The sequence below is a fragment of the Pseudomonas mandelii genome, from assembly GCF_006438925.1.
Classification (GTDB): domain Bacteria; phylum Pseudomonadota; class Gammaproteobacteria; order Pseudomonadales; family Pseudomonadaceae; genus Aquipseudomonas; species Aquipseudomonas mandelii_C.
On sequence record NZ_RCZA01000015.1, the window covers coordinates 82,419 to 98,222 of the forward strand.

General features: G+C 60.2%; 14 protein-coding genes and 1 pseudogene. 5 read left to right on the forward strand and 10 right to left on the reverse strand.

The genetic code is table 11. The annotated features are described in order from the left end of the window. Positions 1–39: 39 nt before the first annotated feature. From EAH74_RS28550 to cpaB, 5 genes are all read right to left on the reverse strand, one after another. Positions 40–930: a type II secretion system F family protein gene (locus EAH74_RS28550; protein ID WP_140683196.1), complete on the reverse strand. Its 891-nt coding sequence runs from the start codon at positions 928–930 to the stop codon at positions 40–42. After that, a complete protein-coding gene (locus EAH74_RS28555) occupies positions 927–1,811 on the reverse strand; it encodes a type II secretion system F family protein (protein ID WP_140683292.1) in 885 nt (294 codons plus the stop codon). Before EAH74_RS28555 ends, EAH74_RS28550 begins: the two co-directional genes overlap by 4 nt. 10 nt (positions 1,812–1,821) lie before the next feature. Then, positions 1,822–3,102, reverse strand: a complete 1,281-nt coding sequence (locus tag EAH74_RS28560) for a CpaF family protein (protein ID WP_140683199.1) — start codon at positions 3,100–3,102, stop codon at positions 1,822–1,824. After that, positions 3,099–4,295, reverse strand: coding sequence for an AAA family ATPase (locus EAH74_RS28565; RefSeq protein ID WP_140683202.1), 1,197 nt, complete (start codon positions 4,293–4,295; stop codon positions 3,099–3,101). Before EAH74_RS28565 ends, EAH74_RS28560 begins: the two co-directional genes overlap by 4 nt. A gap of 129 nt (positions 4,296–4,424) precedes the next feature. Then, positions 4,425–5,372, reverse strand: coding sequence for a Flp pilus assembly protein CpaB (cpaB, locus tag EAH74_RS28570; protein ID WP_140683206.1), 948 nt, complete (start codon positions 5,370–5,372; stop codon positions 4,425–4,427). A gap of 323 nt (positions 5,373–5,695) precedes the next feature. On the opposite strand from cpaB, the gene EAH74_RS28575 reads away from it, so the two are divergent. Next, the gene (locus EAH74_RS28575; protein ID WP_140683209.1) at positions 5,696–5,893 is read left to right on the forward strand and encodes a Flp family type IVb pilin; all 198 of its coding nucleotides are present in this window, start codon (positions 5,696–5,698) and stop codon (positions 5,891–5,893) included. A gap of 84 nt (positions 5,894–5,977) precedes the next feature. Continuing rightward, entirely contained in the window at positions 5,978–6,391 is a 414-nt protein-coding gene (locus EAH74_RS28580) for a response regulator (RefSeq protein ID WP_140683212.1), read from the forward strand. 125 nt (positions 6,392–6,516) lie between these two features. On the opposite strand, the gene EAH74_RS28585 is transcribed toward EAH74_RS28580, so the two are convergent. Both EAH74_RS28585 and EAH74_RS28590 read right to left on the reverse strand, forming a co-directional pair. After that, positions 6,517–7,371 (reverse strand): MaoC family dehydratase, encoded by an 855-nt coding sequence (locus tag EAH74_RS28585; protein ID WP_140683215.1) that lies wholly within the window; start codon positions 7,369–7,371, stop codon positions 6,517–6,519. Between the two features lie 2 nt (positions 7,372–7,373). Next, positions 7,374–8,726, reverse strand: coding sequence for a 3-oxoacyl-ACP reductase (locus tag EAH74_RS28590; RefSeq protein ID WP_140683218.1), 1,353 nt, complete (start codon positions 8,724–8,726; stop codon positions 7,374–7,376). Positions 8,727–8,943: 217 nt separating this feature from the next. Here EAH74_RS28590 and EAH74_RS28600 point away from each other — a divergent pair, with 217 nt between their 5' ends. Then, positions 8,944–10,221, forward strand: a complete 1,278-nt coding sequence (locus tag EAH74_RS28600) for an acetyl-CoA C-acetyltransferase (RefSeq protein ID WP_140683221.1) — start codon at positions 8,944–8,946, stop codon at positions 10,219–10,221. Here the strand turns inward: EAH74_RS28600 and EAH74_RS28605 are convergent. After that, positions 10,208–11,236 carry a bile acid:sodium symporter family protein gene (locus tag EAH74_RS28605; protein ID WP_140683224.1) on the reverse strand — a complete coding sequence of 343 codons (1,029 nt, stop codon included), beginning with the start codon at positions 11,234–11,236 and terminating at the stop codon, positions 10,208–10,210. The two genes, EAH74_RS28600 and EAH74_RS28605, sit on opposite strands and share 14 nt — an antisense overlap. Positions 11,237–11,320: 84 nt before the next feature. Between EAH74_RS28605 and EAH74_RS28610 the strand changes: the two genes are divergently transcribed. Further along, on the forward strand, positions 11,321–12,112 hold the full coding sequence (locus EAH74_RS28610) for an AraC family transcriptional regulator (RefSeq protein WP_140683227.1): 792 nt from the start codon (positions 11,321–11,323) through the stop codon (positions 12,110–12,112). Between the two features lie 207 nt (positions 12,113–12,319). Here the strand turns inward: EAH74_RS28610 and EAH74_RS34020 are convergent, their stop codons facing one another. After that, the gene (locus EAH74_RS34020; protein ID WP_371916927.1) at positions 12,320–13,087 is read right to left on the reverse strand and encodes a methyl-accepting chemotaxis protein; all 768 of its coding nucleotides are present in this window, start codon (positions 13,085–13,087) and stop codon (positions 12,320–12,322) included. Positions 13,088–13,177: 90 nt separating this feature from the next. Then, positions 13,178–14,266, reverse strand: a pseudogene (locus EAH74_RS34025) (cache domain-containing protein); the annotation flags it as partial. 457 nt (positions 14,267–14,723) lie between these two features. Here EAH74_RS34025 and EAH74_RS28620 point away from each other — a divergent pair. Continuing rightward, positions 14,724–15,617 (forward strand): PA4780 family RIO1-like protein kinase, encoded by an 894-nt coding sequence (locus tag EAH74_RS28620; protein WP_129438758.1) that lies wholly within the window; start codon positions 14,724–14,726, stop codon positions 15,615–15,617. The last annotated feature ends 187 nt before the right edge of the window (positions 15,618–15,804 follow it).

Sequence of the window (15,804 nt, forward strand, 5' to 3'; positions counted from 1 at the left end):
CGACTCAAACCGGCAATTATTGCTTTCATCGCGATCCCTCTAAGAACCAAAGGCACGGGACAGGGCGGTGAAGCCCGGGCCGGCCAGTACGATCAATAACGCCGGGAAGAGAAACAACATCATCACGACGGACATTTTGGCGGACAGCTTGGAGATGTATTCCTGCAGGCGCGTCAGGCGCCGGTCATCGAGCAATTGCTTGAGGGTCAGCAGGGACTTCATCGCACCGCCCCCCTGATGGATCAACTGCTCAAGGATGACGCAGGTGTCGGTGAACTCGTCGACGGCCAGCAATTGGGTGGCTTTGTGCAGTTCTTCGCCCAGTTCCAGGCCGGAATCGACCCGGGCCAATACCAGACGCAATTCATGGGTCAAGGCCGGCAATAATTGTTTGCCTTCATTGCTCAACACGCGCAGCGACTGCTCCACCGCCATGCCCGATTCGAACAGGATGCGCAGCAGCGGAATGAAGGTGGAAATCTCGATCGCCAGTTGTTTTTGCCGACGCTGTGCGGCAGCGGCCAGCAACCGTTTGGGCAATAGATAGCCGATGCAGGTGGCGAACGCCGGGGCCATCCAGTGATTGTTTGTGTGAGGGAAGAATACGCCCTGGATCAGCAAGGTCAGGGCCAGCGCCAGCACCGGAGCGCCTACCTGGAACGCCGCGAACAGTGAACGTCGCCGGGCGCTGCGCCAGCCGAGACGGTTAAGCAATGCCTGGGTTTCGTTATCCAGGTTGACCGAGCGCTGACCGATTCGGCTGCTGCCCAGCACTTGTAGCCACTGATTTACCCGGTTGTCGCTCGCCAGTTTGCCGTCGAGTCGTTGCGCCACCTGGCGAACCCGCCGACGGTGCTCCAGCAAACCGCTGAGCAGCAACAACGTTGCCCCCAGAAACAGCAATGCGCAGATCAGCAAAGGCACTTTCATACGCTGCGCAACATATGCCAGAGCGCCAGGCTGCCGACCACCTGCAAGCCGAACGCGGACGCGAGCATGATTTGCCCCGAACCGTCGTGCCACATGGCGAGCAAGTAATGAGGGTTGGTCGCGAGGAAATAGCCGGCCAGGCCAATCGGCAAACAGCCCAGGACCCACGCGGTCACCCGGGTTTCACCGGTCATGGCCCTGAGCTGGCGCGCAGCCTGTTCGCGCTCCCGGATCATCTTGATCAGGTTTTCCAGCAATTCGCTGGAATTGCCGCCATAGCGGTGATTGACCTTCAAACCGAGCGCGAACAGGCGAAGTTCGTCTTTCTCATACAGCTCGGCAAGGTCAGCCGCGGCATCCGGCAAGCTGACCCCCAGCTGCACGTTGCGCTGAATCCGCCCCATGGCGTTTTTCAGCGGGTCTTCAGCGGCGTCGATGGCGCCCAGCACCGCATCGGCCAGAGTGCGCCCGGACTTCAGGCTGCGCACGGTGTGATCGAGCATTTGTGGCAGTTGTTCGATCATGCGCTGGAGTCGGCGCTGATAACGCCAATTGACATACAGACGCAGAATCAGCGGCGGCAGCAGTAACAGAACCAGCAAGCCGAACCAGCCACCGGTAGCAAATCCGAGCAAGATGCCAAAGGCCCAGAGCAGCAGCCACCCCCCCAGACGCTTGGAGGGACGCCCAAGGCCGGCCCGCAGAAAGGCCCGGTCCAGACCGACCCAGGAGGTTTTCGTCGGCACCGGCTGCAGTTGCCCCTGGGTCAGGCGTCCCAGTACCCGCTCGGCGCCGGTCTGGCGCAAGCCGCGATAAAACAGGCGGATCGACAGTCCGAGCAAGACCAGGCAAACGAGGATGAGCAGCACCGGTTTGAGCATGCCGTGGCCTTCAGTACGCAGAGGGAGAGAGCGCCAACTCACGGCGCAGTTTGTCGCCGGCGGGGTTGACCGCCTCACGCATGAATCCGAACCCGCTGCGCCGGTCGAACCGGAACAACGTGTTGGTGACATACACGTCCTCACGCAAGCCGATCACCTCCACCACTTCGCTGACGCAGCGGCGGCCGTCGGGCAGGCGCGTCAGCTGGATCACGACGTCCAGTGCGGCGCAGATCATTTGCCGCAAGGTCCGTTCGGCGATGGTACGGCCCGTCAGGCCCACCAATGTCTCCAGGCGCAACAGCGCATCCTGGGCGTTGTTGGCATGCACGGTACTCATGGAACCGTCGTGGCCGGTGTTCATTGCGGTGAGTACGTCTACCACTTCGACGCCACGAATCTCGCCGAGGATGATTCGGTCCGGGCGCATCCGCAGGGCGTTGCGAATCAGGTCACTGGCCTTCACTTCGCCGTGGCCTTCGGCATTCGGCGGTCGGGTTTCCAGGCGCACCACGTGAGGGTGGCCCAGTTGCAGTTCGGCGACGTCTTCGATGGTGACGATTCGCTCGTGAGGGTTGATCAACTGGCTGAGAATGTTCAGCAGCGTGGTTTTGCCAGTGCCGGTACCGCCGCTGATCAGGATGTTGCAGCGCTTGCCCACGGCCTCCTGAATAAAGTCGAAGATTGCCTGATCGATGGTTTGCATCGCCATCAAGTCCGAGCTTTTGAGCATGTCCTTGCGAAATTTACGTATCGACAGGCAGGGGCCATCGAGCGCAATCGGTGGAATGATCGCGTTGACCCGGCTACCGTCGGGCAGTCGTGCGTCGACCATTGGCGACGACTCGTCGAGCCGTCGGCCGAGGGGCGCGAGGATCCGTTGCATGACCCGTTCGACGTGATGCGCATCGATAAAACGCAGGTCGCTTTGATGCAGTATGCCGTCGCGTTCAATGAACACCCGGTGCGGGCCGTTGACCAGAATCTCCGTCACCGCCGGGTCCCGCAGCAGCACTTCCAAGGGGCCGAAACCGGTGAGTTCGTCGACGATTTCTTCGGCCAGACGCTCCATTTCATAGCGGGAAATCGCCAGGTGCAGCCGGGCGATGTACTCGGCAACCTTGTCGATGACGAACTGTGAGAGCACCTGCCGTGAACCCTCCAGCAGGTTTTTGCCGGACTCCTCAATGGCGTCGATGATGTAGCGGTGTAGCACCAGTTTCAGACCTTCGTGGTCAGTGTTGCCAGTGGTGGTGCGTACAGGGGCACCGAAGAGTTTTTCACCGCTCATTGCGCACCCCTCAACCGGTTGAACCAGCCAGACTTGGGTTTGGCCAGGCCCTCGGAACGCTTGGCCAACTGATCGCCGAGGGCGCGCAGGCTTTGAGTCAAGCCTTCGCGGGGGGCCAGTTCAAACAGCGTCACACCTTGGTTCTTGGCGTTGAGCCGCACTTCCGGGCTGTAGACGAGGGTCGCGATGATCTCCATGCCGAAGCTTTTGCTCAGGGTCTCGGAGTCCGGTGCGACGTTGCGCAGGTAGCGATCCACCAGCAGTCTGGCGTGATCGAGCTTCATGCCTTTTTCACGCCACAGGTTGAGTACCGCCAGGTTACGGCGGCAGTCGAGTACGTTCTGATCGGTGTACCACAGCAACTTGTCGCAATGGGTGACGAAGGTGCGTAGCGCTTCGCTGTCCGGCTGCCCAGTCAGGTTCACCACGATGTGCTGGAAGTGTTGGCGCAGGGCGCTGAGCAACATGTACAGCTCGGCGGTGCTGGTGTGTTCCAGCGGCTCATCGTGGTTGGCGTAGGCGAGGATCCGCAACCCGGCGGCGCAGTCGGTGAACGCGCTGTCGATCAGCGTCGCGTCGAGGCGCCGCAAGTGCCTGAGTGCATCGCCGAAGTGGAACGAACTCTCCAGCCCGAGCAAGGCCAGGCTGTCACCGCGTGGCAGGCCCAGGTCCAGCAACAGCGTTTGCTGCCCGCTCTTTTGCACCACTTGCGCCAGGTGCGTGGCGAGCAGCGCGCCATCGGCGTTGATCTGCACACCGTAGAGCACCGTCAGGCTGCCCAGTTGGGTGTTCGGGGCCACGGGCGGCAGGCGTTTGCTCAGCCGTCGCACCAACCCTGCGACTTCACTGGAACGCGAACCATAGGCCACGAAATCCCGTGCACCGGCGCGCATGGCATTGAGCACGAGTTGGTTGTCCATGCCATCGCCCAGCGCGACGATCGCCAGCATCGGTTTGGCTTCCAGGGCACCTTCGATCAGTGCGCTTTGGGCCACCACGTGTTCGCGGTCCAGGCCGATGAACACCAGGCTGGCGAAGGTCACGTCCACCAGCGCCAGCAATTCGTCGAGGCTGCCACTGCCGGCGCTGACCACTTGACCCAACGGGGCGAGGGCACCTTGCAGCCACTCAAGGTCGGTGCTGTTGCGCGTGATCGCGAGGAAGGTCTGGCTCAGGTTCTGGCTCTGGCTCATTGCGATAATCCGCTGCGTTTATCGAAGTTGCAGTTTTCGAGGAAGTACAGGTGATACCAGTTCGGCTCATAGTTGAGCTTGAAACAGGGGCATGGAACGACTGCGCATTTAGATGCGTCCTTGCTCGATTCAGGGGGTTTGTTGGGTGATTTCGTTGCCGCGGATGACTTCCACGCTCGGCTTGCGCGGTGCTGTGCCGCCGTGGATGGCGACAGGTTTGGGTGGGGGCGTCATGGCCAGCTGGCTGAACTGGATCAACTCGCGGTTGGTACTGGCAAGGTTGGCTGATGAATCGCTTTCGCCGGCCCAGTAACGAGCCAGACGTTTTTCATCGGCGCTGCGTACGGCCAGGCGCAACACGCCGGCCTGGGCCGCGAGCATCAACCGACTCAGTAGTTGTTCGGGGACGGCAAGCAAGACGCTGCGGGCGCTGGCGCGCAATTGTTCCTGCCTGAGTTTTTCTTCGTTGCTGCGGGCCGGGCTTGCGGGTTGACCTTCGTTGGTCAACCCCATCTGTTCGCCCACCCCGAGCACCCGCAAGGCCGGCACTACCAGTTGAGCCGACGGCTGAAGGTTGTTGCTGTCCATGCGCAGAAACAGCAGCACATCGACGTAGTCCCCCGGTGTCAGTTGCCCACCGGCATTGATCACTTCATCCACCGCGACGGCGAGGGCGCGTTCATCGGGACGAATCATCCGCGCCAGTCTGCCGCCGGCTTCGAAACTTTCTTCATTGAGCCAGGTGCCGGCACTGAGGGCGCGCCAGGGTGTTCGGCCAATGGCTTGATCGAGGCGGCTCAGGCTGCCGGCCGGGACGGTACGGAGTTTTTCCAGGGTCACGTCGGCGGCGCTGATCGGCATGAACGGTGGCACATCATGCAGCAGCACCACCACCGGTTGGCGGGTGGGGTCGTCCACGGGGGCAGGTGTCTGGGCGATGGGGGCAGGCGTAACAATCCCGGGTTGCACGACAGGCTCGGGAATGGGTTGACGGCTCAGCGTGAGGCCCCAGTAACCGGCAATAATGGCGCCCACCAGAAACAAGCCGGCCAGGCCCAGAGTGATACGACTGTTCATGACGGCTCTCCCTTTCCTGCTGCTTGAGACCTCGCCGCACCCAACGAGAAAACTTCGCAATCAGGCAGCTATGAACATGGAACTATTTCGCTATTTGACGGTAGCTCAGCTAGAGCAAAAAGCCATTAAGGGACTGAAAATAACTAACAAAAGTAAGTCGCTAGGGCGAAAACGTGACTTTTTTGGCGTCAACGAAGCAACTAATACTTTAGTGATAATTCGTTCTTACAGTTGTGGGTATGGGGAATGCCGACAATGCTGATGCTGGCAAAGGGGAATCATGTTGCGACCGTGCAACACCCGTCGTATCCAGGAGAAACGTCATGTCCTTTTCCAAACTTGCTCAGAAGATCAAATCCCACATCGTTTTTTTCAAGGGACTGGCCAAAGATAGCGAAGGTGCTTCGGGTATCGAATACGCCATTATTGCGGGCATGGTGGCAGTCGCTCTAGCGGCGTTTGTGACGCCGATCTCCAACGCTGTCACCGCCATGTTTACCACTATTCAGGGCGCACTATAACGGTGAGGCGAGTTCTTGCCGGCAACTTGCGAATGTGCCAAAGGGGTTCTAACGTCAGCGCTTAGTCCATTGCAGGTGTTGCCCATGAACGCTCCCTCACTTCCACGCCAACAGCTTCTTCTGGTCGATGATGAGGAGGACGCATTGCTGGAGTTGGCGGAGTTGCTGGAGGGCGAGGGCTTCAATTGCTTTACCGCCACCTCGGTCAAACTCGCGTTGCACCATCTGACGCGCCACCCTGATATTGCGTTGGTGATCACTGATCTGCGGATGCCGGAGGAGAGCGGCATGTCGTTGATCAAGCGATTGCGCGAGCATACGTCCCGCCAGCATTTGCCGGTGATTGTGACGTCGGGGCATGCGGACATGGAGGATGTCAGTGACATGTTGCGGTTGCAGGTGCTCGACCTGTTTCGCAAGCCGATTTATCACGTGCGGTTGTTGGAGACGTTGAATAATTTGTTTCCGCAGCCTTGCATGGATTTAGTGAGTCCGTGATGACGGCGCTGGATAACATCAATCCGCAGGAGTAGCTGATTGATCGTTCCCCCGCTCTGCGTGGGAATGCAGCCCGGGACGCTCTGCGTCCCAAGAGCCGAACGCAGAGCGTGGGACCGTTCGGGTCAGGCAACCGGCCGCCAATGCCCCGCCATATGCTCAAGATTCCCCGCACCCACCAACAGCAAATCCCCGCTCGACCCCGCCGCACTGGCCAGCAACGTCACCTCACTGGGCAAGCGCACCGGTTTGCGAAATTGCACCGCAATCTCGACATTTGCCGCCGGCAGATGATCGGCAAGCGCCGCAAGGGTTCGGGCCTTGATCCACAACCCATGGGCGATGGCCGTCGGGAAACCGAAGAGTTTGGCGCTGACGGCACTCAGGTGAATCGGGTTGTAGTCGCCGGACACTTTGGCGTACTGCCGCCCAATGTCCGACGGCGCTTTCCAGCGGGCCACTTCCGACATTTTCAGCGTCGATGCCAACACTTCATCGACGGGCTCGCCTGCGAGTTTGACCCCGCGGCACAACATCTGGCTTTCAGCTTCCCACAACGTCCCCAGCTGATCGTCGAGTGTCGTCACAAGGTCGAACGTCGCGCCTTTTTCATGGGGCTGAAGGTTTTGCACCTGCACGCTGACCCGCACGCGATTCACGCCGCCCATAGGGCGAAAGATGCGAATGCGGTTGCTCAGGTGAATCAACCCCAGCAGCGGGAACGGAAATTCCTTGGCCGTCAGCAATTGCATCTGCAATGCGAACGCGAGGATGTGTGGATAGGTTGGCGGCAACAAACCGTTTTCGGCAAAACCGCAGACCTTGCGATAGTCCGCCAGACGCTTGGGGTCGACATTGATCCAGCAGCGCAGACCCGAATCGGGCAGGGTGGTGCCGGTGATTTTGCGTCGCGTTGCGGCCCGCACGTACAGTCCCGACAGGCTTGGTTCGCGGTTGAGTGTGTGCCAATCGATGATCATGCCTAAGCCCCCAAAACACTTTGTCCGCACACCCGCAGCGCTTGACCGGTAAACGCGCCGGTGCCCGGTTGAGCCAGCCACGCCACCGCTTCGGCGACGTCTTGCGGCAGGCCGCCCTGGCCCAGCGAACTCATGCGCCGCCCGGCCTCACGCACGCCGAACGGAAGATGCGCGGTCATCTGGGTTTCGATGAAACCGGGTGCTACCGCATTGATGCTGATGCCGCGTTCATTGAGCGTCGGCGCCCAGGCCTGGGCCAGGCCGATCAGCCCGGCCTTGCTCGCGGCGTAATTGGTTTGCCCGCGATTGCCGGCGATGCCGCTGATGGACGCCAGCAGGATCACCCGGCCATTGTCGTGCAGGGTGCCGCTGTCGAGCAGCGCCTTGGTCAGCACTTGCGGCGCATTGAGGTTGACCGCCAGCACCGCGTCCCAGAATTCCGGGGTCATGTTGGCCAGGGTTTTATCCCGGGTGATGCCAGCGTTGTGCACCACGATGTCGATGCCGTCGGGCAGTTGCTCGACCAACTGCGCAGCGGCATCTTCGGCGCAAATGTCCAGGGTGATGCTGCGCCCGCCGAGGCGTGCGGCGAGGGCTTCGAGATCAGTCTTGGCCGGTGCTACGTCGAGCAGGATCACGTCGGCCCCGTCACGGGCCAGGGTTTCGGCGATGGAGGCGCCAATGCCGCGTGCAGCACCCGTGACCAGTGCCTTGCGGCCGGACAATGGGCGAGTCCAGTCCGTCACCTGCGTATCGCAGGCATTCAAGCGAATCACTTGCCCGGAAACGAACGCACTTTTGGGCGAGAGGAAAAACCTCAGCGGGCCTTCCAGTTGATCCTCCGCACCTTCGCCGACGTAAATCAGCTGCAAGGTGCCGCCGCTGCGCAGTTCCTTGGCCAACGAGCGGCTGAAGCCTTCCAGCGCTCGTTGGGTACTGGCGGCGAACGGATCGCTCAAGGTCTCCGGCGCGCGACCCAGAATCACCAGGTGCGCGCTGCTGTCGAGGTTTTTAATCAACGGCTGGAAGAACTCGCGCAACTGTTTGAGTTGATCGGTCTGCACCAGGTCGCTGGCGTCAAACACCACGGCTTTGAGTTTGGGGCCGTGACCGGGAATCCACGCGGTGGCCAGCGAAGGCTCGGTGCCGTAGCTGTAAATCGCGTCGGTCAGACGGTTGGCGAAGGTGACGATTTTTTCCGTCAAGGGGCCACCGCCTAACAGCAGCGCCCCCTCGACAGGCCGCAGCCGGCCGGCTTGCCAGCGCTCCAGCCGAACCGGCGATGGCAGACCCAGGGCCCCGACCAAACGATGGCCGATGGACGAATTGGCGAAGTCGATATAGCGGTCAGACATGTAACGCACTCCAGCAGCTGGGGTTCAAAGTGTGGACCATGAATGGCAATCAGTCGTTCGATCCACGAGATAAGGCCTACGCTTGATCATTGTAGGAGCTGCCGAAGGCTGCGATCTTTTGATCTTGATCCCAAAAAACAGAGTCAAAAGATCGCAGCCTTCGGCAGCTCCTACAGGAGGCGGTGTTCACAATTGAATATTTCATCAGGAGCTTTTCATGACTCAACTGCGCCGCGTTGCGATTATTGGTGGTAACCGTATCCCCTTTGCCCGGTCCAACGGGCCGTACGCCACTGCCAGTAACCAGGCGATGTTCACCGCAGCGCTGGAAGGCCTGATAGAGCGCTATAACCTTCACGGTGTGCGCATGGGCGAAGTGGCAGCGGGTGCGCTGGTCAAGTATTTGCGCGATTACGGCCTGACCCGCGAATGCGTGCTGGGCTCGCGGTTGTCGCCGATGACGCCGGCCTACGACATCCAGCAAGCCTGCGGCACGGGGCTGGAGGCGACATTGCTGGTGGCGAACAAAATCGCCCTGGGTCAGATCGAATGTGGCATTGCCGGTGGCGTCGACACAGCCTCGGACGTGCCGATCGGTGTTAACGAAGGCCTGCGCAAGATCCTCCTGCAGGCCAATCGCGCCCGAAGCACCGCCGACAAACTGAAAACCTTCCTGCAACTGCGTCCCCGCCATTTGATGCCCTACTTTCCAAGCATCGGCGAGCCGCGCACCGGCCGGTCGATGGGCGAACACTGTGAAATGATGGCCCAGACCTGGAGCATCCCGCGTGACGAACAGGATCAGCTGACCCTGGAAAGTCATCAGAAACTGGCCGTGTCCTACGCCGAAGGCTGGCACAACGATTTGATGACACCGTTCCTCGGCCTGACCCGGGACAACAACCTGCGCCCGGACCTAACCCTGGAAAAACTGGCCTCACTGAAACCGGCCTTCGAGAAAAGCGCCAAGGGCACCCTGACCGCGGGCAATTCCACGCCACTCACCGATGGTGCGTCGGTGGTGCTGCTGGGCAGTGAGGAATGGGCGAAAGAGCGCGGCTTGCCGATCCTCGCCTATTGGCGTGACGGCGAGACGGCGGCGGTGGATTTCGTCAACGGTGCGGAAGGATTGTTGATGGCGCCGGTGTATGCGGTGCCGCGTTTGCTGGCGCGCAACGGCCTGACCTTGCAGGACTTCGATTATTACGAAATCCACGAAGCCTTCGCCGCGCAGGTGCTCTGCACGCTAAAGGCCTGGGAGGATCCGGAATATTGCAAAACCCGCCTCGGTCTCGATGCGCCACTGGGCTCCATCGACCGCAGCCGCCTCAATGTCAAAGGCAGTTCACTGGCGGTGGGGCATCCGTTTGCCGCGACCGGCGCACGCATCGTCGCGAGCCTGGCGAAGTTGCTGGATGCGGCGGGCAAGGGCCGAGGGTTGATCTCGATCTGCGCCGCCGGTGGCCAGGGGGTTACGGCGATTATTGAGCGCTGAGGCTCGCGGCGCTTTGCTGTGCGGCCCGCTGCCGGTTGCGGTTGGCGTAACTCTCGGCCATGACCGAGCAGACGATCAGCTGCAACGGGTGGTAGATCATGATCGGCAGCAGGATCAGCCCAAGCCCCGGGTTGGCGCCGAAGATCAGCGCCGCCATTGGCGCGCCGGCGGCCAGGGATTTCTTGCTGGCGCAAAATACCGCGGCGATTTCATCGGCCGGGCTGAATTTCAATGCGCGAGCGGTGCGGGTGGTCATCCACAGGATGATCGCCAGCAGGATCGCACTGCCGATCAGTGCCGTGAGGATCACGCTGTTGCCCTGCTTTTGCCACATCCCCGAGACCATCGAATTGCAGAACGCCGCGTAGACCAGCAACAGAATCACCAGCTTGTCGGCGATATTGGTATAGCGCTTGTGGCGGGCGAAGAACTTGCCCAGGAATGGCCGCAACATTTGGCCGAGCACCAGCGGTAACAGCAACATGGCGCAGAGGTCGAGCAGGGTTGAGCCCAGATCGATGCCGCCAGCGCCGCTGCCGACCACGAAACTCACCAGCAACGGCGTCAGGAAAATCCCCAGCACGCTGGACAGGCTCGCGTTGAGAATCGCCGCCGGTACGTTGCCGCCCGCGCTGCCGGTCAGGGCCACAGACGAGGAGATGGTCGAGGGCAGGGCACAGAGGTACAGGAAACCCAGCATCAGTAGCGACGGAATGTGCGAACCCAACAGCTTGTCACTGAGCAGCCAGATCAGCGGAAACACCGCGAAGGTGAAACCCTGAACCATTACGTGCAGCTTCCAGTTTTTCAGACCGTGAGTGATCTGCTCGCTGGACAGGTTGACCCCGTGCAGGAAGAACACCAGGAACACACCGATATTGATCACGTATTCAGCATGCATTCCGCCGCCGGTGGCACCAAAGGTCGGGAAGAAATACGCCAGCAGCGTGGCGATCAACATGCCGCACAAGAACCAGTCGGTGACCACGCGTTTGAGGTGTTTGAAGGCATGCATAACAGGCACCGAATACATTTGTAAGAATTGGTGACTTAGCCTAACGTCGGCTTCATCAGCCGTCTTGCGACATAAGGCCAATCAATGCCGACTAACGGACAACTTTCCCTCGAGCGGACGATTCCGACGCTGACGGCGCTCCCGCGTCCGCTGTATGCCCGTGCGGAAAGTCTCAACGCCGGTTCATGGACGCCGCCGCATCGGCACGATTGGGTGCAGTTTTCCTACGCGATCAGCGGCGTTCTCGGCGTGCACACCGCCGAAGGCAGTTTCTTTGCGCCGCCGCAGTGGGGAATCTGGATTCCGGCGGATCTCGAACACCAAGTGGTGACTTCGATGCGCGCCGAGATGCGCAGCCTCTATGTGCGCCGCGAGGATTGTGAATGGGCGGACGGGCGCTGCCGAGTGCTGGAAGTGACGCCGTTGGCCCGGGAGCTGATCAAGAGTTTTTGTTTGCTGCCGGTTGAATATCCACAGGGCGACAGTCAGGAGGCGCGGCTGGTGAGTGTGCTGCTGGATCAGTTGGCGCATCTGCCGGAAGTTAGCTTCTCGCTGCCGTTGCCGCGCCATGAACGGTTGCTGGGGTTGTGCAACGAGCTGATCGAAAGCCCTGAGCGCAATGTGACCTTGCAGGCGTGGGCCGAGCGGTTGGGGACGTCGGAGAAGACCTTGATGCGGTTGTTCCAGCGGGAAACCGGGTTGAGCTTTCGGGGGTGGCGCCAGCGGATGCGATTGCTGTCGTCGCTGAGTTTGCTGGAGGAGGGCGACAGCGTGACCAATGCCGCGCTGTCTTGTGGGTATGACTCGACGTCGGCGTTTATTGCGGCGTTTAAGGGATTGTTTGGGTATACGCCTGGAGAATTATTTCGGCAGTGAGATCCAGCCCCTCACCCTAACCCTCTCCCCAAGGGGCGAGGGGACTTATTGGGGATATCTCGAGAAAATCTTCGACCTGAAATATAGAGTCGAACTCAGGATTTGAAAGCGATGGAGATCGGCTCCCTTTCCCCCTCTCCCCACTGGGGCGGTCCGACGTTTCGGGAGGGCTGGGGTGAGGGGTGGATCTAAAACCACCCCCCATTCTCAAGTTCTGAACCGCCGAACCAAACCATCCAGTTCATTCGACAACCCCGCCAGGCTCTGCGAATCCAGCCGCGCCGAGTTCGCCAGTTCCGCCACCAACTGCGCATCACCATGAATCTGGCTGATGTGCCGATTGATGTCTTCAGCCACCTGATGCTGTTCTTCCGCCGCGGTAGCGATCTGGGTGTTCATGTCGCGGATCACGTCCACCGACTCCCGAATCAGCCCGAAGCTGCTGCGTGCTTCACCGATCCGTGTCACCGATTGCTGGGACACTTCCAGGCTCGCATGCATTTGCTGAGTCACTTGGCTGGTACGTTTGGCGAGGTTGCCCAGCAAACCGTCGATTTCCGCCGTGGAATCGGCAGTCCGCTTGGCCAGCGCCCGAACTTCATCGGCCACCACCGCAAACCCACGACCCTGTTCACCGGCCCGCGCCGCTTCAATGGCCGCGTTCAGCGCCAGCAGGTTGGTCTGTTCGGCAATCGAGCGAATGGTCCCGAGGATTGACTGAATGTCGTTGCTGTCGCGCTCAAGCTGTTGCATCGACTGGGCCGACTGTTCGATTTCCTGGCTCAAGCGATCAACGCTGGTCACGGCCGCATCAATCTGCTGCTGACCTTCACGCGCCTGACGCTGGCCGCTGTCGGCCGATTCCGCTGCCTGGCTGCAAGAGCGCGCGACTTCGTTGGCGGTGGCGACCATTTCGTGGAACGCCGTGGAAACCATGTCCACCGCTTCGCGCTGACGCCCGGCGGCTTCGGCCATGTCGCTGGAGACCTGGGTCGAACTCTTGGAGGTGGCGAGGATCTTGGTCGCTGCGCCGCCAATGCTCTGGATCAGGTTGCGAATCGCCGCCAAAAACTGGTTGAACCAACTGGCCAGTTGCGCGGTTTCGTCGCTGCCACGGATTTGCAGGTTCTTGGTCAGGTCGCCTTCGCCTTGGGCAATGCCTTCCAGACCGCTGGCGACGCTGCGGATCGGTCGCACGATGAGGCTGGCGAAACTGGCGCCAACGATGGCGAAGAACACGGCCAGCACGGCGGCGATGATCGCGATCAACCAGGTCAATTGAGTGGCCGAACTCATCACGTCGGTCTGCTTGATCAGGCCGATAAAGGTCCAGCCCAGCTGCTCCGACGGCCAGACGTTGGCCATGTAGCGTTCGCCGTTCAGCTCGACTTCCACCAGCCCTTTGCCGGCCTTGGCCAGTTGCGCGTAGCCGTCGCCGAGGCTGCTCAATGCCTTGAAGTTATGTTCCGGTTGCTTCGGATCGACCAGCACAGTGCCGGTGTTTTCCAGCAGCATCAGGTAGCCGGTTTCACCGAGCTTGATCTGTTTGACGATTTCGGTGAGCTGTTTAAGCGTCACGTCGATGCTGACTACGCCGCCATTGGTGCCCAACTTGTTGTCGATGGTGCGCACGGTACTGACGTACGTCGCGTCATCCTGGGCCCAGTAATAGGCCTCAGTGCGCAACGGTTTGCCCGGTTTGGCCTGGGCAGCCTTGTACCAGGGGCGCTGGCGCGGGTCGTAATTGCTCAGCTTGGCATCGTCCGGCCAGGACACATAACCGCCCGCCGCGGTGCCGAGGATGGCATAGGCGTAGGACGGATGACTGTTACCCAGGTCCTGAAGGAGGCCGAAGACCTTCTTGTCCATCTCGCCTTGAGGAATGCTCTCGGCATTGGCGCTCATGTAGGTCTTGAGGCTGTCGTCGGAATTCTTGATCAGCGGTTGGGTCGCCAGGTAATCCACGTTCTGGCTGATGCCGTCAAAGAACAGTTGCATGGCGTTGCTGACCTGACGAATCTCGCGGCCACTGCCGTCGACGAAACTGTCCTTGGCATCACTGCGCAAGTTCAGCACAACCAGGGTAGCGACCAGCACCACCGGCAAGCAGGCGATGATTGCAAACGCCCAGGTCAACTTCTGTTTGATGTTCATCCGCGCTCCAGATTTTTCTTGTAGGCCCACGCAGTGCAGATGACTCGCGGATTATTGGCAGCCGTAAACGTTTTTTGATCGACCCGGTTCCGTGAGTGCGCCATCGTTGTTGTCGAAACGATTGTCGGACAAATCACTTTGTCTCTGATGACTTCGGCTGGCCGAGGCGGAAATTGAGGCGGTTTAAGAAAAATCCTACGAAGGGTATGAATCGAGATGTCAGCTTCTGTCGCAAATACCCGCTTAGCCCTTCAGCAACAAGTGACGCAGGGTCAGCTATGATCTGTGGCGGCCGATGACGACCGGCGGTTGTTGACCGATTAATCCGGCACATTGTGTGCTTGTTGACGGTCACTGAAACGTTCATAGGTCGGCAACCCCTCCCCCGAATGAGTGGATTGCCGTATAACGAATGACTTTCGCGTGTTTGGTAATAAAGGACCCCCAATAAAAGCTGATGAAGACTCCAAAACGCATTGAACCCCTGATCGAGGACGGTCTGGTCGACGAGGTGCTGCGCCCACTCATGAGTGGTAAAGAAGCAGCTGTTTATGTGGTGCGCTGCGGCAACGAGTTACGTTGCGCGAAGGTCTACAAGGAGGCGAATAAACGCAGTTTCCGTCAGGCGGCCGAGTATCAGGAAGGCCGCAAGGTGCGCAACAGCCGTCAGGCTCGAGCGATGGCCAAGGGCTCCAAGTTCGGCAAGAAAGAAACCGAAGACGCCTGGCAGAATGCCGAAGTGGCGGCATTGTTCCGTCTGGCCGGTGCTGGCGTCCGGGTTCCTCAGCCTTACGACTTCCTTGAAGGCGTGCTGTTGATGGAACTGGTGGCCGATGAGTACGGTGATGCCGCGCCGCGTCTGAACGACGTGGTGCTGGAACCGGATCAGGCGCGCGAGTATCACGCGTTCCTGATTTCGCAGATCGTGCTGATGTTGTGTACCGGTCTGGTGCACGGTGACCTGTCGGAGTTCAACGTACTGCTGACCCCGACCGGCCCGGTGATCATCGACCTGCCGCAAGCGGTCGACGCGGCGGGCAACAACCACGCGTTCAGCATGCTGGAGCGGGATGTGGGCAACATGGCGTCCTACTTCGGGCGGTTTGCGCCGGAGTTGAAAAAGACCAAGTACGCCAAGGAAATGTGGGCCCTGTTCGAAGCCGGCACCTTGCACCCGGCCAGCATCTTGACCGGCGAGTTCGATGAGCCGGAAGAGTTGGCCGACGTTGGCGGGATCATGCGCGAGATCGAGGCGGCACGCCTTGATGAAGAGCGTAAACAAGCGGTGCGCGCGGCAGATGATGCGCCACCGGGCAAAACCGAAGAGCCGCCTCCGCCTTGGATGCAGTGATTGGTTAAAAAAAACCCGGCGTCGGCCGGGTTTTTTGTCGAACGCGTAACCCTTGTAGGAGCTGCCGAAGGTTCGGGCCGCGTTCGGACGATCTTTTGATCTTTCTTTTGATCAGTCTGCTGTTCTTCAGTGCCCCTGCCGTCAAAGATCAAAAGATCGCAGCCTTCGGCAGCTCCTACAGGACTGA